This window comes from Pseudomonas sp. TE3552, from assembly GCF_056278945.1.
The window spans coordinates 4,235,861-4,257,035 of the sequence record NZ_JBWBQJ010000001.1; the positions used below are offsets into that span (position 1 = coordinate 4,235,861).

At 58.2% G+C, this 21,175-nt stretch carries 24 protein-coding genes; 7 read left to right on the forward strand and 17 right to left on the reverse strand.

Going from position 1 to position 21,175, the window contains the following annotated elements; genetic code table 11:
* Positions 1-6: 6 nt before the first annotated feature.
* The 6 genes from iscA to trmJ form a co-directional block, all read right to left on the reverse strand.
* A complete protein-coding gene (iscA, locus tag ACZ9BB_RS19140) occupies positions 7-330 on the reverse strand; it encodes an iron-sulfur cluster assembly protein IscA (protein WP_007941391.1) in 324 nt (107 codons plus the stop codon).
* A gap of 34 nt (positions 331-364) precedes the next feature.
* Entirely contained in the window at positions 365-751 is a 387-nt protein-coding gene (gene iscU, locus ACZ9BB_RS19145) for a Fe-S cluster assembly scaffold IscU (RefSeq protein ID WP_003443374.1), read from the reverse strand.
* Positions 752-836: 85 nt separating this feature from the next.
* The gene (locus ACZ9BB_RS19150) at positions 837-2,051 is read right to left on the reverse strand and encodes an IscS subfamily cysteine desulfurase (RefSeq protein ID WP_095632458.1); all 1,215 of its coding nucleotides are present in this window, start codon (positions 2,049-2,051) and stop codon (positions 837-839) included.
* A 50-nt stretch (positions 2,052-2,101) separates the two neighbouring features.
* A complete protein-coding gene (gene iscR / locus ACZ9BB_RS19155) occupies positions 2,102-2,593 on the reverse strand; it encodes a Fe-S cluster assembly transcriptional regulator IscR (protein WP_003227911.1) in 492 nt (163 codons plus the stop codon).
* A gap of 237 nt (positions 2,594-2,830) precedes the next feature.
* Positions 2,831-3,607: a serine O-acetyltransferase gene (gene cysE, locus ACZ9BB_RS19160; protein WP_476215349.1), complete on the reverse strand. Its 777-nt coding sequence runs from the start codon at positions 3,605-3,607 to the stop codon at positions 2,831-2,833.
* Positions 3,608-3,609: 2 nt separating this feature from the next.
* On the reverse strand, positions 3,610-4,380 hold the full coding sequence (trmJ, locus tag ACZ9BB_RS19165; protein ID WP_476215350.1) for a tRNA (cytosine(32)/uridine(32)-2'-O)-methyltransferase TrmJ: 771 nt from the start codon (positions 4,378-4,380) through the stop codon (positions 3,610-3,612).
* Between the two features lie 248 nt (positions 4,381-4,628).
* Between trmJ and suhB the strand changes: the two genes are divergently transcribed.
* Positions 4,629-5,447 (forward strand): type III secretion system regulator SuhB, encoded by an 819-nt coding sequence (gene suhB, locus ACZ9BB_RS19170; protein ID WP_085709393.1) that lies wholly within the window; start codon positions 4,629-4,631, stop codon positions 5,445-5,447.
* Positions 5,448-5,659: 212 nt separating this feature from the next.
* On the opposite strand, the gene rplS is transcribed toward suhB, so the two are convergent.
* The 5 genes from rplS to ffh all read right to left on the reverse strand — a co-directional run bounded on the left by rplS (position 5,660) and on the right by ffh (position 9,230).
* The gene (gene rplS, locus ACZ9BB_RS19175; protein ID WP_003175895.1) at positions 5,660-6,010 is read right to left on the reverse strand and encodes a 50S ribosomal protein L19; all 351 of its coding nucleotides are present in this window, start codon (positions 6,008-6,010) and stop codon (positions 5,660-5,662) included.
* A gap of 45 nt (positions 6,011-6,055) precedes the next feature.
* On the reverse strand, positions 6,056-6,829 hold the full coding sequence (gene trmD / locus ACZ9BB_RS19180; RefSeq protein ID WP_476215353.1) for a tRNA (guanosine(37)-N1)-methyltransferase TrmD: 774 nt from the start codon (positions 6,827-6,829) through the stop codon (positions 6,056-6,058).
* Entirely contained in the window at positions 6,811-7,347 is a 537-nt protein-coding gene (gene rimM, locus ACZ9BB_RS19185; protein WP_105340217.1) for a ribosome maturation factor RimM, read from the reverse strand. The genes trmD and rimM overlap by 19 nt, the downstream gene beginning before the upstream one ends.
* Positions 7,348-7,352: 5 nt before the next feature.
* Complete coding sequence (rpsP, locus tag ACZ9BB_RS19190; protein ID WP_003198088.1) at positions 7,353-7,604, reverse strand: 30S ribosomal protein S16; 252 nt, start codon at positions 7,602-7,604, stop codon at positions 7,353-7,355.
* 249 nt (positions 7,605-7,853) lie between these two features.
* Positions 7,854-9,230 (reverse strand): signal recognition particle protein, encoded by a 1,377-nt coding sequence (ffh, locus tag ACZ9BB_RS19195; protein WP_476215357.1) that lies wholly within the window; start codon positions 9,228-9,230, stop codon positions 7,854-7,856.
* Positions 9,231-9,440: 210 nt separating this feature from the next.
* Here ffh and ACZ9BB_RS19200 point away from each other — a divergent pair, with 210 nt between their 5' ends.
* From ACZ9BB_RS19200 to ACZ9BB_RS19215, 4 genes are all read left to right on the forward strand, one after another.
* A complete protein-coding gene (locus ACZ9BB_RS19200; protein WP_476215359.1) occupies positions 9,441-10,253 on the forward strand; it encodes a cytochrome C assembly family protein in 813 nt (270 codons plus the stop codon).
* A gap of 12 nt (positions 10,254-10,265) precedes the next feature.
* Entirely contained in the window at positions 10,266-11,507 is a 1,242-nt protein-coding gene (locus ACZ9BB_RS19205; RefSeq protein ID WP_476215361.1) for a transporter associated domain-containing protein, read from the forward strand.
* A gap of 1,291 nt (positions 11,508-12,798) precedes the next feature.
* On the forward strand, positions 12,799-14,505 hold the full coding sequence (gene ltrA, locus ACZ9BB_RS19210) for a group II intron reverse transcriptase/maturase (protein WP_476215363.1): 1,707 nt from the start codon (positions 12,799-12,801) through the stop codon (positions 14,503-14,505).
* Between the two features lie 188 nt (positions 14,506-14,693).
* Complete coding sequence (locus tag ACZ9BB_RS19215) at positions 14,694-16,010, forward strand: MFS transporter (protein ID WP_476215365.1); 1,317 nt, start codon at positions 14,694-14,696, stop codon at positions 16,008-16,010.
* Positions 16,011-16,109: 99 nt separating this feature from the next.
* Here ACZ9BB_RS19215 and purT read toward each other — a convergent pair whose 3' ends face one another.
* The 5 genes from purT to ACZ9BB_RS19240 form a co-directional block, all read right to left on the reverse strand.
* Positions 16,110-17,291, reverse strand: a complete 1,182-nt coding sequence (gene purT, locus ACZ9BB_RS19220) for a formate-dependent phosphoribosylglycinamide formyltransferase (protein ID WP_476215367.1) — start codon at positions 17,289-17,291, stop codon at positions 16,110-16,112.
* 90 nt (positions 17,292-17,381) lie between these two features.
* Positions 17,382-17,849, reverse strand: a complete 468-nt coding sequence (locus ACZ9BB_RS19225; protein WP_476215369.1) for a VUT family protein — start codon at positions 17,847-17,849, stop codon at positions 17,382-17,384.
* A gap of 228 nt (positions 17,850-18,077) precedes the next feature.
* Entirely contained in the window at positions 18,078-18,293 is a 216-nt protein-coding gene (locus ACZ9BB_RS19230) for a DUF1289 domain-containing protein (protein WP_007897551.1), read from the reverse strand.
* A complete protein-coding gene (locus ACZ9BB_RS19235; RefSeq protein ID WP_476215371.1) occupies positions 18,290-18,814 on the reverse strand; it encodes a gamma carbonic anhydrase family protein in 525 nt (174 codons plus the stop codon). The genes ACZ9BB_RS19230 and ACZ9BB_RS19235 overlap by 4 nt, the downstream gene beginning before the upstream one ends.
* A gap of 68 nt (positions 18,815-18,882) precedes the next feature.
* Positions 18,883-19,482 carry a CoA pyrophosphatase gene (locus ACZ9BB_RS19240; RefSeq protein ID WP_476215373.1) on the reverse strand — a complete coding sequence of 200 codons (600 nt, stop codon included), beginning with the start codon at positions 19,480-19,482 and terminating at the stop codon, positions 18,883-18,885.
* Between the two features lie 146 nt (positions 19,483-19,628).
* Between ACZ9BB_RS19240 and ACZ9BB_RS19245 the strand changes: the two genes are divergently transcribed.
* Positions 19,629-20,180 carry an NUDIX hydrolase gene (locus tag ACZ9BB_RS19245; protein WP_476215375.1) on the forward strand — a complete coding sequence of 184 codons (552 nt, stop codon included), beginning with the start codon at positions 19,629-19,631 and terminating at the stop codon, positions 20,178-20,180.
* A 46-nt stretch (positions 20,181-20,226) separates the two neighbouring features.
* Positions 20,227-20,730, forward strand: a complete 504-nt coding sequence (locus ACZ9BB_RS19250) for a L,D-transpeptidase family protein (RefSeq protein ID WP_476215377.1) — start codon at positions 20,227-20,229, stop codon at positions 20,728-20,730.
* 129 nt (positions 20,731-20,859) lie between these two features.
* Here ACZ9BB_RS19250 and ACZ9BB_RS19255 read toward each other — a convergent pair whose 3' ends face one another.
* Positions 20,860-21,171, reverse strand: coding sequence for an NGG1p interacting factor NIF3 (locus tag ACZ9BB_RS19255; protein WP_476215379.1), 312 nt, complete (start codon positions 21,169-21,171; stop codon positions 20,860-20,862).
* Between the last annotated feature and the right edge of the window lie 4 nt (positions 21,172-21,175).

Sequence of the window (21,175 nt, forward strand, 5' to 3'; positions counted from 1 at the left end):
GCAGCCTCAGATGTTGAAGCTTTCGCCGCAGCCACATTCACCGCGTACGTTGGGATTGTTGAACTTGAAGCCTTCGTTCAACCCTTCCTTGACGAAATCGAGCTCGGTGCCGTCCAGGTATGCCAGGCTTTTCGGGTCGATAATCACTTTCTCGCCGTGACTTTCGAACACTTGATCGTCCGCGCCCACCTCGTCGACAAACTCCAGCACATAGGCAAGGCCGGAACAGCCCGTGGTGCGAACACCCAGACGAATCCCATCACCCTTGCCGCGCCCGTTGAGGGAGCGTCGCACGTGTTGAGCAGCCGCTTCTGTCATGCTGATAGCCATCGGTGACTCCTTACTCGTCGCCAAATCTTGAAAGTCAGATCAAGCCTTTCTTCTGCTTGTAGTCGCGAACGGCCGCCTTGATAGCGTCTTCAGCGAGTACGGAGCAGTGAATTTTCACTGGCGGCAAGGCCAGTTCTTCGGCCAGTTGAGTGTTCTTGATGGTCTCTGCTTCATCCAGAGTCTTGCCTTTCATCCACTCGGTCGCCAGAGAGCTGGAGGCGATCGCCGAACCGCAACCGTAGGTCTTGAACTTGGCGTCCTCGATGATGCCTTGCTCGTTGACCTTGATCTGCAGACGCATCACGTCACCGCACGCCGGAGCGCCGACCATGCCGGTGCCGACATCAGGATCTTCTGCGTCCATCTTGCCGACGTTGCGCGGGTTCTCGTAGTGGTCGATGACCTTTTCGCTGTAAGCCATGATTCTTAATCCTCACTCATCAGGAGTCGCTCTTGAAGCCCTGCCAATCGTCGATTCGCAGGGCCCGGTTGCGGCGACTTGAATATCAGTGTGCCGCCCACTCGATTTTCGAAATGTCGACGCCGTCTTTGTACATGTCCCACAGCGGCGACAGAGTGCGCAGCTTGGTGACGGCCTCGCAGACTTTCTGCGCGGCGTAGTCGATTTCTTCTTCGGTGGTGAAACGGCCGAAGGTGAAGCGAATCGAGCTGTGTGCCAGTTCGTCGTTGCGGCCCAGGGCGCGCAGTACGTACGAAGGCTCAAGCGATGCCGAGGTGCAGGCCGAACCGGACGAAACCGCCAGATCCTTGAGCGCCATGATCAGCGATTCGCCTTCAACATAGTTGAAGCTCAGGTTCAGGTTGTGCGGTACGCGGGCGGTCATGCTGCCGTTGACGTACAGCTCTTCCAGACCTTCGACCTGCTTGAAGAAGCGGTCGCTCAGGGCTTTGATGCGCACGTTCTCGGCGGCCATGTCTTCCTTGGCCACACGGAAAGCTTCGCCCATGCCGACGATCTGGTGGGTCGCCAGGGTACCGGAACGCATGCCGCGCTCGTGACCGCCGCCGTGCATGGTCGCTTCGATGCGAACACGCGGCTTGCGGCTGACGTACAGCGCGCCGATGCCTTTAGGGCCGTAGGTTTTGTGGGCAGAAAACGACATCAGGTCGACTTTCAGTTTCGACAGGTCGATCTCGACCTTGCCGGTGGACTGAGCGGCGTCGACGTGGAACAGAATGCCCTTGGAGCGGCACAGTTCGCCGATGGCGGCGATGTCGTTGATGGTGCCGATTTCGTTGTTCACGTGCATGACCGAGACCAGGATGGTGTCGTCGCGCAGGGCGGCTTCGACCATCTCCGGGGTCACCAGACCATCTTCGCGAGGGTCGAGGTAGGTAACCTCGAAACCTTCACGCTCCAGTTGGCGCATGGTGTCGAGGACAGCCTTGTGCTCAATCTTGGTGGTGATCAGGTGCTTGCCTTTGGTGGAGTAGAAATGCGCCGCACCCTTGATTGCCAGGTTGTCGGATTCGGTGGCACCGGAGGTCCAGACGATTTCGCGCGGGTCGGCGTTAACCAGGTCGGCGACCTGACGACGAGCGTTCTCGACGGACTCTTCAGCTTTCCAGCCGAACACGTGGGAACGGGACGCCGGGTTACCGAAGTTTCCGTCAACCAGCAGGCATTCACTCATCTTTTGCGCGACACGCGGATCAACCGGGGTGGTCGCAGAGTAATCAAGGTAAATCGGCAATTTCATGGACTATCTCCTAAATCAGGCTGGCTGGCGTGCCGCTAGCTCTTTGGCTGTCATTCGACGGCGGACGCTTCAATCTTGTCCAGGCGTGGCGCCTTGCTGTTGCAACGACGCTGGTCCTGACGCTGGGCTACTTCTTGCACTTCACGGCGAGTTACAAGGTCAGCCAAGCTGATACCGCTCAGAAATTCGTGAATCTGCAGGCTCAGATCGCACCATAAATGGTGGGTCAGACAGGTGTCGCCGGAATGGCAATCGCCCTGGCCCTGGCATTTGGTAGCATCGACCGATTCGTTGACCGCATCGATCACCTGGGCCACCTGGATGCCCTGCATGTCGCGCGACAGCTGGTAGCCACCGCCTGGACCGCGAACACTGGAAACCAGATTGCTGCGGCGCAATTTGGCAAAAAGCTGCTCGAGGTAGGACAGGGAGATGCCTTGGCGCTCGGAGATATCGGCCAGGGACACCGGCCCGTGCTGCGCGTGTAACGCCAGGTCAAGCATGGCGGTCACGGCGTATCGGCCTTTTGTAGTCAGTCGCATGGACAATTACCACGGAGTTCGGAATGGGGCGAGTATGCAATTCCCGAGTATTTAAGTCAACTATAAGACCTAGTGCTTTACTCAGGTTTACCCGCAAAAGAGCGCGCGCATCATAACAAAGGCTGAGCGCTAACAGCCAGCAGTACCGAGTAATCGTTCATCACGGGCAAGCCCGCCTCCACAAGGACGATGAGCATCCTGTGAGAGCGGGCTTGCCCGCGATGAAGCTGACTCGGTTTAACTGGCCTGGCTTTGATCCTTGCCTTTTACACAGGCAAAGTCTTCTTCACGCAACTCAGGCAGATCCTTGGCGCAGTAGTTGCTGCCCAGATCCTTCAACGCTCCGCACATCCCCTCCAGACGACCATCGACCGCCTGCAAGTGATCGAGCAACTGACCAATCGCCCGGGCCACCGGGTCTGGCATGTCTTCGCCGACACCGTAGGCGTCGAAACCGATCTTCTCGGCCATGGCCTTGCGCTTGGCATCCTGCTCATCGTCAGACTTGACGATAATCCGCCCCGGAATCCCTACTACCGTCGCACCCGGCGGAACTGCCTTGGTGACAACAGCATTGGAACCCACCTTGGCCCCCGCACCAACAGTAAACGGGCCGAGCACCTTGGCGCCCGCCCCGACCACCACGCCATCTTCCAGCGTCGGATGACGCTTGCCCTTGTTCCAACTGGTGCCGCCAAGGGTCACGCCCTGATAAAGGGTGACGTCGTTGCCGATTTCGGCGGTCTCACCGATAACGATACCCATGCCATGATCGATAAAGAAGCGACGACCGACCTTGGCACCTGGATGAATCTCGATCCCGGTCAACCAGCGACCGAAGTTCGATACCAGACGTGCCAGCCATTTCCAGCCCGCGCCCCACAATGCCGACGACAGGCGATGCATCCAGATGGCGTGCATGCCCGGGTAGCACGTCAGAACCTCAAACGCATTACGTGCCGCTGGATCACGATGGAAAACACTCTGGATATCTTCACGCAAACGCTCGAACATCATTAATCCTTCCGCTTTAGAAGCTCGCCACGGGCCGCTTTCTGGGTTTCCGTGAGGATGCCACGCAATATATTCATTTCCGCCCGGCTGACCGAGCTGCGTCCGTACAACCGGCGCAGGCGCGCCATCAAGTGCCGTGGTTTTTCCGGGTCGAGGAATTCGATGGCCACCAGGGTTTGTTCCAGGTGCTCATAGAATCGCTCCAGCTCATCCATGGTCGCCAGCTCACCACTCTTGGTGGACGCCACTTCTTCCTTCTCGACCTTGCTCGGCTGACCTTGGGCCGCCAGCCAGGACATGCGCACTTCATAGCTCAACACCTGCACCGCCGCCCCGAGATTCAGCGAACTGAACTCGGGGTCTGATGGGATATGCACGTGATAATGACATCGCTGCAGCTCTTCGTTAGTCAGGCCGGAATCTTCACGACCGAACACCAACGCGATCTCGGCGCCCTGCCCCGCTTCCTCGACCACCTTCACACCGCATTCGCGGGGATCGAGCAATGGCCAGGGAATGCGACGATCACGAGCGCTGGTACCGAGTACCAGATTGCAGCCGACCAAGGCATCTTCCAGGGTGGCAACGACTTGCGCGCTTTCAAGGATGTCACCGGCACCGGACGCACGTGCATCAGCTTCGTGATGCGGGAACAACCGCGGTTCGACCAACACCAGCCGCGACAGGCCCATGTTCTTCATGGCACGCGCAGCCCCACCGATATTGCCGGGGTGACTGGTATTGACCAGGACGACACGAATGTTTTGCAGCAAGGGAGACGCTCTCGAACACATTATCGGGAGCAGAATCTTACAGCTCCTCAGGGTGCCCCGCCTCAAAAATAGCTACTCACTTTCAACGGCGCTCAATGTCGGCATGCTGCGTTGCCACTTCTCCAAATGTGAACGTATTTGCGAGGCGGAACATACCGTTAAGCCATGAAAGCGAACGCCGACCTTCACCTGTAGAAACTTTCTGATAGAATGCCCGGCTTTCTTTAACAACCTTAGGTGACACATCCATGCAGCCCATGCTGAATATCGCGCTGCGCGCCGCCCGCAGCGCCAGTGAATTGATCTTCCGCTCCATCGAGCGCCTGGATACCATCAAGGTCGACGAAAAAGACGCCAAGGATTACGTATCCGAGGTGGATCGCGCCGCCGAACAGAAAATCATCGATGCGCTGCGCAAGGCCTACCCGAATCACTCGATCATGGGTGAAGAAACCGGCATGCACGCCGGGAGCGGTATCGAAGGCGAAGAATACCTGTGGATCATCGACCCACTGGACGGCACCACCAACTTCCTGCGTGGCATTCCCCACTTCGCTGTCAGCATCGCCTGCAAATACCGCGGCCGCCTGGAACACGCCGTTGTTCTGGACCCGGTTCGCCAGGAAGAATTCACCGCCAGCCGTGGTCGCGGCGCCCAACTGAACGGTCGTCGCCTGCGCGTCAGCGGTCGCACTAGCCTGGACGGCGCCCTGCTGGGTACCGGCTTCCCGTTCCGTGACGACCAGATGGACAACCTCGACAACTACCTGGGCATGTTCCGCGCCCTGGTTGGCCAGACTGCCGGCATCCGCCGCGCCGGTTCGGCAAGTCTGGACCTGGCCTACGTGGCTGCCGGCCGTTTCGACGCTTTCTGGGAATCAGGCCTGTCCGAGTGGGACATGGCTGCAGGCGCGCTGCTGATCCAGGAAGCTGGCGGCTTGGTGAGCGACTTCACCGGCGGTCACGACTTCCTCGAAAAAGGCCACGTCGTCGCCGGCAACACCAAGTGCTTCAAGGCAGTATTGACGGCGATCCAGCCGCACCTGCCAGCTTCGCTGAAGCGCTAAACGCACAAGCACCGCACCTCAAAAAACGCCCCGACTTGTTCGGGGCGTTTTTTTGCGCACAGAAAAAAATCCCCCCAACGCCCCACAGATTCCGCGCCTTAACCGACCTTTACATGCACCTATAACGAAAAATGCCCCGTATCTTTCGATACGAGGCATTTTCTTGAATCGCCAGCCTGAACAGGCCGGCGCTTCGGCATCGGAAGCTGGACTTAAGCCAGTTTTTCCTTGATGCGAGCTGCTTTACCGGACAGGTCACGCAGGTAGTACAGCTTGGCTTTACGTACGTCACCGCGACGCTTGACAGCCATGCTGTCGATTTGCGGGCTGTAGGTCTGGAAAGTACGCTCTACGCCAACACCGTTGGAGATTTTACGAACGGTGAATGCACTGTTTACGCCGCGGTTACGCTTGGCGATAACTACGCCTTCGAACGCTTGCAGACGCGAACGATCGCCTTCCTTCACTTTCACCTGAACGACAATGGTGTCGCCCGGGGCAAAGGTAGGGATCTCTTTGGTCATCTGCTCTGCTTCGAGTGCAAGGATGATTTTGTTAGTCATGCTGTGCTCCTAAGGTAAATCGTCGGATCTACCATCGATACGTTGTTAACTATCGTCCCGCTCGCGGATGTATTCCTCGAGCAGCTTCTTCTCTTCTCCAGAAAGCGAGCGGCTTTCCAGAAGATCGGCGCGTCGTTCATAGGTCCGACCAAGGGACTGCTGTAAACGCCAACGCCGGATGTGCGCGTGATTGCCACTTAGCAATACGTCGGGAACACGCTGATCCGCATACACCTCCGGTCGGGTGTAGTGCGGGCAATCCAGCAAACCATCCGTAAAGGAATCTTCCTCGGCGGAGTCCGCATGCCCTAAAGCTCCAGGCAGCAGTCGTGTAACCGCATCGATCAGGACCATCGCCGGCAGCTCACCGCCAGACAGAACATAGTCACCAATCGACCACTCTTCATCGACATGAGCATCAATAAAACGCTCGTCAATGCCTTCATAGCGACCGGCAATCAGGATCAATGCATCCAGATTCGCCAACTCGCGCACCGCCGACTGAGTCAGTTGACGGCCTTGGGGGGACAGGTAAATTACCTTCGCTCCCTCCCCGGCTGCTGCCTTGGCCTGAACCAGAGCATCTTCCAGGGGCTTGATCTTCATCACCATGCCCGGACCACCGCCAAATGGGCGATCATCCACAGTGTGATGTCGATCCGTCGTGTAGTCTCGCGGATTCCAACAGGTAAGCTGCAACAGCCCCTGTTTCACCGCACGACTGGTGATGCCGTACTCGCTGATGGCGGAGAACATCTCGGGAAACAAACTGATCACTTCTACGCGCAGGTTAGCCACGTTTAGAAGTCCGCATCCCATTCCACCTTCATCTCGCCCGCGGCAAGGTCGACGGCCAACACGCATTGCTCCGTATAGGGCAACAGGCGTTCGCGATCATCCAGGCTGCCAGCGCAAGGCTTGACCACCATTACATCATTGGCGCCGGTCTCCAGAAGATGATCGATTTTCCCGAACAGTTGCCCGTGAGTATCGATGACCTTCAGACCTTCCAGCTGGTACCAGTAGTACTCGCCGTCGGTCAATTCAGGGAACAGGTTGCGCGGCACGCAGATCTCATAACCGGCCAGAAGACGCGCTTCTTCACGATCATCGAGACCCTTGAGCTTTGCGACCAGGAACTTGTCGTTCCCGCGTCCGCTGACCAGCTCCACCTGCTTTACATTGCCCTCACGCTTGAGCGTCCAGGTTTTGTAATCCAGCAGGTTCTTAATCGGATCAGTAAAGGAATACACCTTCACTTCGCCGCGAACGCCGTGAACAGAATAAATCTTGCCGATAACGATCAAATCATCAGCAACAGCTGGCGTCGCGTTCATATTGCTCAGGCCGCAGCCTTAGCAGATTCCTTCAACAACTGAGCAACGCGCTCAGAAGGTTGTGCACCAACGCTCAGCCAGTAGGCTACGCGCTCTTGGTTCACGGACAGACGAACTTCTTGACCACGAGCAACAGGGTTGAAGAAACCAACCTGTTCCTTGTGCGAACCGTCGCGCGGGTTGCGGCTGTCGGTTACGGTCAAGTGGTAAAACGGGCGCTTTTTGGAGCCGCCAAGGGCAAGACGGATTGTTAGCATGTGAACATCGTTCCTGTAGTCGGTGCTGCAAATCTAAATGCACAGCGGGCATAGGTGCCCGAAAGGCCGCATATTCTAAGGAATATCCGGACTTTTGCAAATGTCTTTTTCTGGCGCCTATCAGTGTGCCATTCAGATCTGCTATAGGGCCGTCGGTTAAAACGGCGAGTCAGCTCCCGCGAATGGCGGGTTTGCTGGAGAATCCACGTTGCCGTGGACAGCGCCGACATGACTGCCGACGCGAATCTTTTACATTTTTGGCATGCCGCCGCCGGGCAACATACCACCCATGCCGCGCATCATTTTGGCCATTCCGCCTTTCGCGGAGAATTTCTTCATCATCTTCTGCATCTGCTTGTGCTGCTTGATCAAGCGACCGATGTCCTGCACCTGAGTACCGGAACCCATGGCGATCCGGCGCTTGCGCGAACCGCTGATCAGCTCAGGGTCGCGGCGCTCGGCCGGGGTCATGGAATTGATGATGGCTTCCATCTGCTTGAACTGTTTCTCTGCCGCGCCTTGGGCATTGCCCATCTGCGCCAGGTTCACGCCGCCAATGTTCGGCAGTTTATCCATGAGACCGCCGAGGCCGCCCATGCTCTTCATCTGTTGCAGCTGATCGCGGAAGTCTTCGAGGTCGAAGCCCTTGCCCTTCTTCAGCTTCTTGGCCAGTTTGTCGGCCTTGTCCTTATCGAGGGTCGCTTCGGCCTGTTCGATCAGGCTGAGTACGTCGCCCATGCCGAGGATGCGTGAAGCGATACGCTCAGGATGGAACGGTTCGAGCGCTTCGCTCTTCTCGCCCATACCGATGAACTTGATCGGCTTGCCGGTGATGGCACGTACCGACAGCGCAGCACCGCCACGGGCATCGCCGTCGACCTTGGTCAGGATCACACCGGTCAGCGGCAGTGCATCGCCGAAGGCCTTGGCCGTGTTGGCGGCGTCCTGGCCGGTCATGGCATCGACCACGAACAGGGTTTCGACCGGGTTGATCGCGGCGTGCAGCGCCTTGATCTCGCCCATCATCTCTTCATCGATGTGCAGACGACCGGCGGTATCGACGATGACCACGTCGATGAATTTCAGCTTCGCTTCTTTAATAGCCGCTTGCGCGATGTCGACCGGCTTCTGGCTCAGGTCGGACGGGAAGAATGTCACGCCGATGTCGTTGGCCAGGGTTTCCAGCTGCTTGATCGCTGCCGGACGGTAAACGTCCGCGGACACGACCATGACCGACTTCTTCTTGCGCTCTTTAAGAAAGCGCGCGAGCTTGCCGGCGGTAGTGGTTTTACCCGCACCCTGCAAACCGGCCATCAGCACCACGGCCGGCGGAACGGCGCTCAGGTTCAAGTCTTCGTTGGCCGCGCCCATCAGGCTTTCAAGTTCGGCCTGGACGATTTTCACGAAGGCCTGGCCCGGCGTCAGGCTGCGCGACACCTCGGTGCCGACAGCGCGCTCCTTGACCGAGTTGACGAAGTCTTTGACCACCGGCAAGGCGACGTCGGCTTCGAGCAACGCCATGCGCACTTCGCGCAGGGTGTCTTTGATGTTGTCCTCGGTCAGCTTGGCCTTGCCGGTGACATGGCGCAGCGTCTGCGAGAGACGGTCGGTTAAGTTTTCAAACATTGCGCGATCCTTTCAGGCCCTGTGTAGACCGGGATAATGGCGGCCCAGACCGGAATAAACATGTGCTCGGCGAGCCTGCGGCGTGGGCAGGTCGCGGATTATAGCGAAGACTGCGTCTGGCGGACACCTCGCCGTCAGGTTGTATGGTCTTTCGTGCCATGTGGGTTCTATGCCAAACTCAGCGCCTTTCGGGCTTGCCTAACAGGATTTATGCTCCCCTTGTCACCCAGTTTGCTTACCACCCTCGCCGCCGCCTGCTTATATGCCGCTGCGACCCTCTATCAGGGCACTCGTCTGGCCACCGGCGCCAAGGCGAACAAGCGCCTGCTGGTCACGCTCGGCGTACTGGCCGTGCTGGCCCACAGCGCCAGCCTGATCACCTTTCTGCTGACACCGATCGGCCTGGCCCTGGACTTTTTCAGCGCTGCCAGCCTGATTGCCGCGGCGGTCATCGCCCTGACCCTGCTGGCCTGCTCGCGAATTCCTGTGGAGAATCTGCTGCTATTGCTGTTCCCGCTGGGCGCCGCAACCGCGCTGCTGGCACAGTTTGCGCCCGCCGGCACGGTGCAGATCATTGACGAAGAGCCAGGTATTCTCGCCCACATCCTCTTGTCGATTCTCGCTTACGGCATGTTCACCATCGCGGTGTTCCAGGCCTTGCTGCTGCTGGTTCAGGACCATCAGCTCAAGCACAAGCACCCGTCCGGGCTGATCAGGAACTTCCCGCCGCTGCAAACCATGGAAAGCCTGCTGTTCGGTTTTCTCTGGGCCGGTTGGAGCCTGCTGTCGCTGTCGCTGATCTCCGGCTGGCTGTTCGTCGAGAATCTGTTCGCCCAGCACCTGGTGCATAAAACCCTGCTGGCATGCCTGGCCTGGATCGTATTCAGCGTGCTGCTATGGGGGCGCAACCGCCTCGGCTGGCGCGGACACAAAGCCATCCGCTGGACCCTTGCCGGTTTCTGCCTGCTGATGCTGGCGTATTTCGGCAGCAAGCTGGTCCGCGAATACATTCTGCATATCTGACGGGCGGCATTAATGGACGACTTGCCCATAGGGCCGATGCTCGCGGTGCTGGCCCTGCTGATTTTATGGTCGGGGTTGTTTACCGCCATCGAAGTTGCACATCAGCATTTGCTGGCCCAGCGCGCGGCCTCGCGTTCGAGCGACAAACCAGTGGCCAAGCCGAGTTTCCCGCTCAACAGCCTGATCCTCTGTAACACTTTCTGCCGCGCACTGGTGGTGGTCATCAGTACCTTGCTAGCGATTTTCATCTGGGCGCAAAACGGTCCCTGGATTGCCTGCCTCGGTGCCGGCGCAGTGTTGCTGGTGTTCGCCGACTACCTGCCGCGCACCCTTGCCGTCCGCCACCCGGAAGCCGTCCTGGCCCTGGGCAACACGCTGCTCGGCATCCCCTTGAAAATCGTCTACCCGGCCGCTTGGCTGCTCAATGGCATCAGCCAACTGCTGATGCGGCCATTCGCCCGCAAAGCCAGCGTGGTTCAGCAAAGCGAGGATGATACACCGGCAGATCGGCACGACGATCACGAACACGTGGCCTCTCGCCCGCATCCGCTGTCGGGCATCCACGCGCTGGATAACATCACGGTCAACGATATTCTGGTGCCACGCAGTGACGTCAAAGGGATCAACCTGGACGATCCTCTCGAAGAAATCATCGAGCAGCTGCGCCACAACAAGTGCACCCGACTGCCGGTATTCCACAGCGACATCAATCAGGTCGAAGCGGTGCTCAACACCCGGCAGATCCGCCATTTGCTGCCCGATTCCAGCCTGACCCTGGAAGCGCTGCTGGCGGCCAGTCACGAACCGTACTTCGTACCGGAAAGCACGCCGTTGCAGCTGCAATTGCTGAACTTCCACAAGCAGCAGCGCCGCTTGGGCATGGTGGTCGACGAGTACGGGGAAGTACTGGGCATCGTGACCCTGGAAGACATTCTCGAAGAAATCGTCGGTGAGTTCGAAAGCCAGCACACCCTGGATAACCCGCACATTCACCCGCTGGCCGATGGGCGTCTGGTTATCGAGGGTGCAGCGTCGATTCGCGAATTGAACAAAAGCCTGGGGTGGCATTTGCCCAGCGATGGCCCAAAAACCCTCAACGGGTTGGTGACCGAGGCGCTGGAGACGATTCCAGACAGTGCGGTGTGCCTGAAGATCGGGCGTTATCGGCTGGAGATTCTGGAGACGGAAGACAATCGCGTCACCCGGGTGTTGATCTGGCATACCAGCTCAGTGCCTGCCCTTTCCAAAATCTGACAGCCCCCTCCTGTAGCTAGGGGCTTGCCTGTGGCGAGGGAGCTTGCTCCCGCTGGACTGCGAAGCAGACCCGATCACAGACAGCGCGATTATCCTGGAATGCATTCAGCCGTTTGCGGCCGCTACGCGCCCGAGCGGGAGCAAGCTCCCTCGCCACTAAAGCCATCGCACCCTCCAAGCCGCTTGTTGAATCATTAGCCGCCTTCCTATAATCGAGCCGCTTGTGCGACACGCAGAGCGTGTCTCCGAACTTCGGGGTGCAAAGCATCCAGAAGGGTTCTCAAAATGAGAACTTGAGCTCAGGAGCATGATCCTGAGGCCCCCCCAGAAGTCCATATGCTTCAAGGACTTGGCCGCTTTGGCGGCTGCATAATCCAGGTCGGCTCGCACTCTATTCGCTGACCGAAGAACCGGTTCCCCCGGTTCGGGAGTGCACTTTCATCTCGTTTCATCCCAGCCTGTTTCTAGGCACAACCCTGCGGAAAATAATCCCCGCAGGGGTTATTTCCCGCCTCAGACACACGAGGCAATACTTCTTCGAGCATGCTGCATAAGCAGTTCCTGCTCTCGTCAACTCTCGGAGACATGAGCGAAAGCTCTGTCTGTCATTGTCCATCTACCTTGCCTGCAAGGTGGCAGCGGACTCGTTGTGCGACCAACGATAGCCTACGAAGACATGCGTCACTGGTAACGGTGAGGTGTGAAGCTCTTCTTACAAAGTAGCCCCTAATAGGTACATCACCGTCGTGAGGCGGAATGTAGATACTCGGAGCAGTGCCGGGTTGAGGCGCCAGGCTGATTGGCATGGGTAACTCAGGTGAACTGCTGATAAACATCGTAACGATTGACGAGCCCAAACTGCTGTCAGGCTCGAACCAAAAGGTACGTGGTCGGTTATCCCTTTAAGCGGTTGGGATACGTCGTCACAAGACCACCGGTGAATAGGCAGACCCTAAACCAATCGTGTGACAGGCAGGGAACGTGGTAAGCCCGTATGGCTGCCTTCGGGCAGGTGAACCGCAAGGGGATCTGTTGGCTGTGCGGGTATGGGATCGCAGAGAAAGCGAACGCCGGGCTGTAATGGTTCGGATAGGGGTTGAGACATTACCCCACGGGAAACCGGGCAGACTTCTGCGTGGTCTTTCGTCGCATGAACTCTGACTGAACCTGTCTCAATGATCTTAGAGGCCAGCAGTAGTGGTCTCCAATTAATCCGACCCTGACGGGAACGTCCATTCCCGTCAGGGGATGCGTACGTCTTCTGTCCGGGGAAACTTGAGAGGAAGGCAGCATGATAGAACACAGCCTAAAGGCCGTGTCTGCGCCCTCCGGCGTTCCGCAGCAGTGGCACGACATCGATTGGCGTCGTGTTCAGCGGAATGTTCGGGCAATGCAGGTACGGATTGCGAAGGCTTGTCGGGAAGGCCAATGGCGCAGGGTGAAAGCCTTGCAACGGATGCTGACCCACTCTCGAACGGCCAGATTCTTGGCCGTACGGCGAGTCACTGAAAACCAGGGTAAGCGCACGGCGGGAGTCGACCGCGTGCTCTGGGATACACCCAATGCCAAATGGGAAGCGGCAAACGGGTTGAGGCGCCACGGATATAAGCCACGGCCTTTACGGCGTGTGTTCATTCCGAAGTCGAATGGCAAGGAACGCCCTCTGGGTATTCCAACCATGACTGACAGGGCCATGCAGGCGCTGTATCTGCTGGCTCTGGCGCCCATCGCAGAGACCACGGGAGATCCGAACAGCTACGGCTTTCGGATTGAACGCTCGACGGCGGATGCGATGGGACAGCTGTTCATCTCCCTATCCCAAAAGGCTTCGTCTAAATGGGTATTGGAGGCGGACATCAAAGGCTGTTTCGACCATATCAACCACGACTGGCTGATCGCCAACGTCCCCACGGACAAAACGATCCTCAGGAAATGGTTGAAAGCTGGCGTGATACACAAGGGGCACCTGAGTGCAACGAATGCGGGTACACCACAAGGAGGGATTATCTCTCCCACCTTGGCAAACATGGTGCTGGATGGTCTGGAAACTCAGCTCAAGCAACATCTGGGCGTGACAAGGGCCAAAAAGCTGAAAATCAATGTGGTGCGATATGCGGATGATTTTGTGATCACCGGCAGCTCGAAAGAGATACTGGAGAACGAGGTCAAACCTTGGGTGGAACAGTTCCTCGCGGTGCGAGGGCTGGAGTTATCACTCGAGAAAACCCATGTCATCCATATGGATGAAGGCTTCGACTTTCTGGGATGGAATTTCCGCAAGTACGACGGGAAGCTCCTGATCAAACCAAGCAAGAAGAACGTGCAAACGTTCTATCGCAAGGTAAAAGAAGTCATAAGCACCAAAAAGACGGTAAGGCAGGAGGACCTGATCCGAACGCTGAACCCGATGCTGCGGGGCTGGGCGCTTTATCACCAACCTGTGGTGGCAAAGCAGGCATACAGTCGCATGGATTACCTGATATTCCACGCACTATGGCGCTGGGCCAAACGGCGGCATCCAAACAAGAACGCCTCATGGGTGCGGAGGAAGTATTTCCATGCTCACGAGCAACGTAACTGGGTATTTGCCGTCAAGGTGATGAACAAAAAGGGAGAGTTTGTAACCCTGAAGCTGTACTCGATAGCCGAAACATCCATCGAACGCCACAAAAAGGTGAGCGGAGGGTACAACCCCTTCGATCCATCAATGGAGGAAATGGGCGAGAAGCTTCGTATGGAACGGATGCTCAAAAAGCTGAAGTACCGAAAGCAGATAATTAGCCTGTTTCAGCAACAACAAGGAAGGTGTGCGTTATGTGGGCAGGAGGTTACCAAAGAAACCGGGTGGCATGACCACCACATCGTTTACCGCACTCAAGGCGGTGACGACTCTTTGGGCAATCGAGTATTGTTACACCCAGTTTGTCACCAGCGGCTCCATGTGTTGGATTTGACAGTGAACAAACCGGCCTCTGATCGAGGCTTAGCGAAGGCTTGAGCCGTATGCGCTGAAAGGCGCACGTACGGTTCTTAGGGGGCCTCATTCCAGCAATGGAGTGGGGCTACCCGACACCAAGCCCCGCCATACCCCGTGCTACCCGCACTCTTGCGTTAAAACCCACATCCCTGGGTGTTCAACCATAATAATTCGCTCCACTGGGGCCCATGACTGTCAGGGATAACTGCATGACGACCAGCACAACGTTCAGCGACACTGCGCCTGCCCAACCGACAAACTCCGCCACCCGGGTGGCCACCGCGAGTTTCATCGGCACCGCCATCGAGTTCTACGACTTCTACGTGTATGCCACTGCGGCAGCGCTGGTGATCGGTCCGGTGTTCTTTCCGCAAACCTCCGGCACCGCCCAAATGCTGTCGGCGTTCCTCACCTTCGGTATCGCCTTCCTTGCACGGCCTCTGGGTTCGGCGCTGTTCGGCCACTTCGGCGACCGCATCGGACGCAAATCGACATTGGTCGCCTCGCTGCTGCTGATGGGCGTGTGTACCACGCTGATCGGCGTGTTGCCGGGTTACGACAGCATTGGCGCCTGGGCACCGATCCTGCTTTGCGTGCTGCGCTTCGGCCAAGGCCTGGGGCTGGGCGGTGAATGGGGCGGCGCAGCATTGCTGGCCACGGAGAACGCGCCCAAAGGCAAGCGCGCCTGGTTCGGCATGTTTCCGCAACTCGGCCCATCGATCGGGTTTCTGGCGGCCAACGGTCTGTTCCTGACCCTGGCCATGAGCCTGAATGACGAGCAGTTCCGTTCGTGGGGCTGGCGCATTCCATTCCTGCTCAGTGCCGCGCTGGTGATGGTGGGCTTGTACGTACGCCTCAAGCTCCACGAGACGCCGGTGTTCGCCAATGCCGTGGCTCGCCAGGAGCGAGTGAAAATCCCGTTGGTCGAGTTGTTCAGCCAATACTGGGCGCCGATGCTGTTGGGTGCCGGTTCGATGGTGGTGTGTTACGCGCTGTTCTACATCTCGACGGTGTTTTCGCTCAGTTATGGTGTATCGACGCTTGGCTACACCCGCGAAACCTTCCTCGCCCTGCTGTGTTTCGCGGTGCTGTTCATGGCGGCCGCGACACCATTGTCGGCCTGGGCCAGTGATCGTTTCGGGCGCAAACCCGTGCTTATCATTGGTGGCGTGCTGGCGATTCTGTCCGGATTCCTGATGGAGCCGCTGCTGACCCAAGGCTCGACCTGGGGCGTGGCGCTGTTCCTGTGTATCGAACTGTTTCTGATGGGTGTGACGTTTGCGCCGATGGGCGCGTTGCTGCCAGAGCTGTTTCCGACCCACGTGCGCTATACCGGCGCATCGGCTGCCTACAACCTGGGCGGCATTGTCGGAGCCTCGGCGGCGCCGTTCTTTGCGCAGAAATTGGTGGCGATGGGTGGTTTGAGTTATGTCGGCGGGTATGTGTCAGGGGCGGCGGTGCTTAGCTTGATAGCGGTGCTGTGCCTGAAAGAGACGCGTAATAATGATTTGAATCGGGTTGCCTGAGGCAAAAGCTTCGCGGGCAAGCCTCGCTCCTACAGGTCCACGTCGAACTTCGGCGCAGATTTGTAGGAGTGAGGCTTGCCTGCGATAGCCGCGACTCGGTTACAGCTCTACAACAACAGCCTGGGAAGCACGGGTCGCTTTAGCCCGTGCAGCTTCGATCGACTCATCACGCGCCAACGCTACACCCATCCGACGCTGGCCATTGACCTCAGGCTTGCCGAACAGACGCAATGCAGTATCCGGCTCGCTCAGCGCAGCGCCCAGGTTGGCGAAAGCGGTCTGGGTCGACTGCCCTTCCACCAGAATCACCGCCGACGCCGATGGGCCGAACTGACGGATCAATGGAATCGGCAGGCCCAGGATCGCCCGTGCGTGCAGCGCGAACTGCGACAGGTCCTGGGAAATCAGGGTCACCAGACCGGTGTCATGCGGGCGCGGCGAGACTTCGCTGAACCAGACCTGATCACCTTTGATGAACAACTCGACGCCAAACAGACCACGGCCACCCAGGGCTTCGGTCACGGCTTTGGCAACGCGCTCGGATTCAGCCAGAGCAACCGGGCTCATGGCTTGTGGCTGCCAGGATTCCTGATAGTCGCCCTTCTCCTGACGGTGACCCACTGGCGCGCAGAACGTAGTGCCGCCAACGTGACGCACGGTCAGCAGGGTGATTTCATAATCGAAGTCGATGAAGCCTTCGACGATCACGCGGCCTTTACCGGCGCGGCCACCTTCTTGGGCGTAATCCCAGGCCTTGCGCACGTCATCGATGCTGCGCAGCAAGCTCTGGCCTTTGCCCGAGGAGCTCATGACCGGTTTGACCACACACGGGAAGCCCAGGTCTTCGACTGCCTTGCTGTAATCCTCGAAGGTGTCGGCGAAGTGGTACGGCGAGGTCGGCAGGTCCAGCTCTTCAGCAGCCAGGCGACGGATGCCTTCGCGGTTCATGGTCAGCTGTGCGGCGCGAGCGGTCGGAATCACGGTGAAACCTTCGGACTCCAGTTCCACCAGGGTCGCGGTGGCAATGGCTTCGATTTCCGGCACGATGAAGTGCGGCTTCTCGGCCTCGATCACCGCACGCAGGGCGGCGCCGTCGAGCATGTTGATCACATGGCTGCGATGGGCGACTTGCATCGCCGGTGCATTGGCATAACGATCCACGGCAATCACTTCAACACCCAGGCGTTGCAGCTCGATCACCACTTCCTTGCCCAACTCGCCACAGCCACACAGCAATACGCGGGTCGCGGTAGGCGACAATGGAGTTCCGATACGGGTCATCTCAGGTCCTCAAGAAGCGGATCATCGAGGGAAGCCGCGCTTCCCATAGGGAGAAAGCGCGGCATTTTACATGAACCTGAGGGTTTGGCTTCAGCTGACGACGGCCTGATTACGCAAGCGCCAGGCCATGATCAGCCAAACAGCCGTCACACCGGCGAACTTGGAGCCCAGCGCGGTGAGGAGTACGCCCGGTGTGAGCGCATCGATCATGCCGAAGAAGATGAAGGTGTCCAGCGGGATGCTCAGGGCCGAACTTATCCACAGACGATCATGCAACGGACGTTTGGTGATGCTGAACACCAGCCAGTCGATGCATTCGGACACGGCGAACGCGATGGCGCTGGCCAGGGCGATGGACGGGTCGGAGGTGACGTAGGACAACACCAGCGCCGCCAGCATCGCCGCGATCGCGCCGTGACCGAAGCGGGTTTGCACCATGTCGCGCAGCACGAACACCAGACCACCCCAGGCCGACCAGATGATGTCCAGGTGCGGAGCGCTGGAAAAGGCGTAATTGATCAGCACGACGCTGCCGATGTAGGCGATCAGGAAGAGCATGGGGCGTGGGAATACCTGTCGATTTTGGTGCACAGGGTACTTCATCTTCAGCGCACAGATAACCTATGGCGAGGGAGCTTTGTGGCGAGGGGGCTTGCCCCCGTTGCGCTGCGAAGCGGCGCTAAACCTGCGACTTTATTCTTTCAGGCGTACGGCATTTGCTGATTTCACGACTGCTGCGCAGCCGAACGGGGGCAAGCCCCCTCGCCACAGAACCGCGTACAACCATCAGGAATCGGATTTGGATGGCAGCATCCAGATCAACCCACTCGATTTCGCCCGCTCATGACACAACCCCAACACCTTGCGCCGCTCTGCGTTGTCCATCCGGCTCCAGCGGGTGATTTCTTCCACCGTGCGCTGACATCCGGTGCAAATATCATCCTCATCCAGCGCGCAAATATTCACGCACGGCGACGGGACTGGTCGTTCAGTGGTGCTCATTCTTCCTGCTCGACCAGATCACGGGCATAACGCTGCGAGTTGTGCACATAGTGGGCGGCGCTGGCTTCCAGCATTTTCTTCTGCGACTCGGTCAACTCGCGCACCACCTTGCCCGGCGAGCCCATGACCAGCGAACCGTCCGGAATTTCCTTGCCCTCACCGATCAGCGAGTTAGCGCCGATGATGCAGTTCTTGCCGATTTTCGCACCATTGAGGATCACCGCGTTGATGCCGATCAGGCTGTAATCGCCCACCGTACAGCCGTGGAGCATGGCATTGTGGCCGATGGTCACGCCGGTGCCGATGGTCAGCGGGTAGCCCATGTCGGTGTGCATCACGGTGCCGTCCTGCACGTTGCTGTTCTTGCCGATCAGGATCAATTCGTTGTCGCCACGCAACACGGCGTTGAACCAGACGTTGGCGCCTTCTTCCAGTTTGACCTTGCCCACCAGCACGGCATTGGGTGCAACCCAGCTCTGCGGATGGGTATCGACGCGGGCGTCGCCCAGGCGGTATTTCATCTTGTTGTCCTCAAGGCCAGGCTGGCTCACTAGCGAAAAGCGGGATTCACGCCATACGAGCGATGGCTTCAGGTGTTGATAAAACTCTTGGGCGGTTGATGCAGGCTGATTTTCGCGTCATAGAGCAAGTTGATCAACTCGACAATCATGATCGCCGTCAGCCCCCAGATCTTGTACTCGCCATAACGATAGCTCGGCACGTACCAACTGTGCCCCTGGTAGTCGATGCGGTGGGTGTGCTCGCGCGGGTCCTTGCGGAAGAATTCCAGAGGCACGCTGAACACTGCAGCGATCTCGGCATCGTTGGCCTGGTATTCGACGAAATCCGGAATCACGCCGACATAGGGCGTGACCTTGATGCCGTGCAGGGAGATCAGCGGGCTCAGCGGGCCGATCACTTCGACCAGCCCCGGCGGCAGGCCGATTTCTTCTTCGGCTTCGCGCAGGGCAGTAAAAATCAGGTCTGGGTCTTCCGGGTCGCGGCGCCCGCCAGGGAAGGCAACTTCGCCGCCATGGGTCGAGAGCCCGCTGGCGCGAAGGGTCAGGACCAGTTCCGGTTCGTCACTGCGGGTGATGGGCAGCAATACCGCGGCTTCGGGGAAACGTCGGTCGGTTTCCAGCGTACGCGGCGTGTGATTGCTTACCCGGTGCAGTAGCTCGTCCAGCATGAGTCTTCTCGATCTGTGCCTTACCCTGCATCATGCACCAATCGCATCGGCCGCCCAAGCCCCGAACAGCCTCATGTCGCGAAACGACAACTTGCCGACCGACACCGCTGCACGCCAAGATAGGCACAGCATTCAGGAACCCAAGCATGAAATTTTGCAGTCAATGCGGCAACCCGGTGACCCAGCGCATTCCCGAAGGCGATTCGCGCCTGCGTTTTGTCTGCGACAGCTGTCATACCATTCATTACCAGAACCCCAATATCGTCGCCGGTTGTGTGCCGACCTGGGGCTCGAAGGTGTTGCTGTGCCGTCGCGCCATTGAGCCACGGCGCGGTTACTGGACCCTGCCCGCCGGTTTCATGGAAAACGGTGAGACCATCGAACAGGCCGCCATTCGCGAGACCTTTGAGGAAGCCTGTGCCCGGGTGCGCAACCTGAGTATCTACACACTGATCGACGTGCCGCACATCAGCCAGGTGCATGTGTTTTTTCGCGCCGAGCTGGTGGATCTGGATTTTGCCGCCGGCGTGGAGAGCCTGGAAGTGCAGCTTTTCGAAGAAGCCGACATCCCGTGGGACGAACTGGCTTTCCGCACGGTGGGCCGTACCTTAGAATACTTCTTCGCTGACCGGCGGACCGAGGTCTACCCCGTGCGGTCCGAATCGATCCCGCCACTCGCTCAGCCTGCCATCATCTAATATCTATAAATAAAATAGCCGCGACACTCTTAGGGATATCGTTTCAATGCGCTGGTTGCTTGCCCTGTTTTGCTTGTCGTTCATCACTGTTTCCCAGGCTTCCACCGTGGAAACCCTGGACGGCAAAGTCATCGAAAAAGTCCTGGTTCTCAAATCCGCCCACCAATTGCAGTTGCTCAACGACGGCAAGCCAATCAAAACCTATCGCATTTCATTGGGCAAACGCCCCATCGGGCCGAAATTGATGGAAGGCGATAAACGCACCCCTGAAGGTTTTTATTGGCTGGACTGGCGTAAAACCAGTGACCGCTTCAATTTGGCGATGCACATCTCCTACCCCAATATCAGCGACTCCGCACGCGCCCGGCGCGAAGGCGTCGAGCCCGGCGGCATGATCATGATCCACGGCACCCCGGACACCGAAGACAACCCCGAAGACCTGTTCCACACCCTGGACTGGACCGACGGCTGCATTGCCATGCGCAACATGGACATGCGTGAAGTCTGGGGTTTGGTGCCTGACGGCACGATGATTGAGATTCGCCCTTAACGGCAACCTTCAAGGCTGGCGAGGAGCTGCTCCCACAGTTTTGAACGGTGTACATCAGTCAAATTGCAGGTAACAAAAAACCCGCTGAAATCACTTTCAGCGGGTTTCTCATTTCAGCAGCCAGGAAGATCAAAAATCTTCCAGCCGCCATACCTCATAAGCCGGCATCTCATAGGGATGACTCTCTTTCAGAGCCACCACCACCGCCCGAATCAACTCATCGCTGACCACTAGCTCAACCTTCCACTCCTCAACCTGCTCGACCTGTCCCGCTTCACCAATGAACGGCTGACTGCCCCCCAGTGGACGAAACTGACCCAACCCGAACACCTGCCACGCGCAGTGATCATAAGCCCCGACCCGCCCGCCACCGGCAGCGAACACAGCGCTTTTGACCACCTCGACATGGCTGGCCGGAACAAAAAAGCTGAGCTTGTACATAGCT

Bases quoted from the DNA above. Each gene is read 5' to 3' on its own strand.
- ACZ9BB_RS19250 (WP_476215377.1), top strand. From the start codon at position 20,227: ATGCGCTGGTTGCTTGCCCTGTTTTGCTTGTCGTTCATCACTGTTTCC.
- ACZ9BB_RS19255 (WP_476215379.1), bottom strand. From the start codon at position 21,171: ATGTACAAGCTCAGCTTTTTTGTTCCGGCCAGCCATGTCGAGGTGGTC.
- trmD (WP_476215353.1), bottom strand. From the start codon at position 6,829: ATGGGATGCGGACTTCTAAACGTGGCTAACCTGCGCGTAGAAGTGATC.
- ACZ9BB_RS19200 (WP_476215359.1), top strand. From the start codon at position 9,441: ATGCTCCCCTTGTCACCCAGTTTGCTTACCACCCTCGCCGCCGCCTGC.
- iscU (WP_003443374.1), bottom strand. From the start codon at position 751: ATGGCTTACAGCGAAAAGGTCATCGACCACTACGAGAACCCGCGCAAC.
- ACZ9BB_RS19235 (WP_476215371.1), bottom strand. From the start codon at position 18,814: ATGAAATACCGCCTGGGCGACGCCCGCGTCGATACCCATCCGCAGAGC.
- iscR (WP_003227911.1), bottom strand. From the start codon at position 2,593: ATGCGACTGACTACAAAAGGCCGATACGCCGTGACCGCCATGCTTGAC.
- cysE (WP_476215349.1), bottom strand. From the start codon at position 3,607: ATGTTCGAGCGTTTGCGTGAAGATATCCAGAGTGTTTTCCATCGTGAT.
- iscA (WP_007941391.1), bottom strand. From the start codon at position 330: ATGGCTATCAGCATGACAGAAGCGGCTGCTCAACACGTGCGACGCTCC.
- suhB (WP_085709393.1), top strand. From the start codon at position 4,629: ATGCAGCCCATGCTGAATATCGCGCTGCGCGCCGCCCGCAGCGCCAGT.
- rplS (WP_003175895.1), bottom strand. From the start codon at position 6,010: ATGACTAACAAAATCATCCTTGCACTCGAAGCAGAGCAGATGACCAAA.
- purT (WP_476215367.1), bottom strand. From the start codon at position 17,291: ATGACCCGTATCGGAACTCCATTGTCGCCTACCGCGACCCGCGTATTG.
- ACZ9BB_RS19205 (WP_476215361.1), top strand. From the start codon at position 10,266: ATGGACGACTTGCCCATAGGGCCGATGCTCGCGGTGCTGGCCCTGCTG.
- ltrA (WP_476215363.1), top strand. From the start codon at position 12,799: ATGATAGAACACAGCCTAAAGGCCGTGTCTGCGCCCTCCGGCGTTCCG.
- ACZ9BB_RS19225 (WP_476215369.1), bottom strand. From the start codon at position 17,849: ATGCTCTTCCTGATCGCCTACATCGGCAGCGTCGTGCTGATCAATTAC.
- ACZ9BB_RS19245 (WP_476215375.1), top strand. From the start codon at position 19,629: ATGAAATTTTGCAGTCAATGCGGCAACCCGGTGACCCAGCGCATTCCC.
- ACZ9BB_RS19215 (WP_476215365.1), top strand. From the start codon at position 14,694: ATGACGACCAGCACAACGTTCAGCGACACTGCGCCTGCCCAACCGACA.
- ACZ9BB_RS19230 (WP_007897551.1), bottom strand. From the start codon at position 18,293: ATGAGCACCACTGAACGACCAGTCCCGTCGCCGTGCGTGAATATTTGC.
- ffh (WP_476215357.1), bottom strand. From the start codon at position 9,230: ATGTTTGAAAACTTAACCGACCGTCTCTCGCAGACGCTGCGCCATGTC.
- ACZ9BB_RS19240 (WP_476215373.1), bottom strand. From the start codon at position 19,482: ATGCTGGACGAGCTACTGCACCGGGTAAGCAATCACACGCCGCGTACG.
- rpsP (WP_003198088.1), bottom strand. From the start codon at position 7,604: ATGCTAACAATCCGTCTTGCCCTTGGCGGCTCCAAAAAGCGCCCGTTT.
- ACZ9BB_RS19150 (WP_095632458.1), bottom strand. From the start codon at position 2,051: ATGAAATTGCCGATTTACCTTGATTACTCTGCGACCACCCCGGTTGAT.
- rimM (WP_105340217.1), bottom strand. From the start codon at position 7,347: ATGAACGCGACGCCAGCTGTTGCTGATGATTTGATCGTTATCGGCAAG.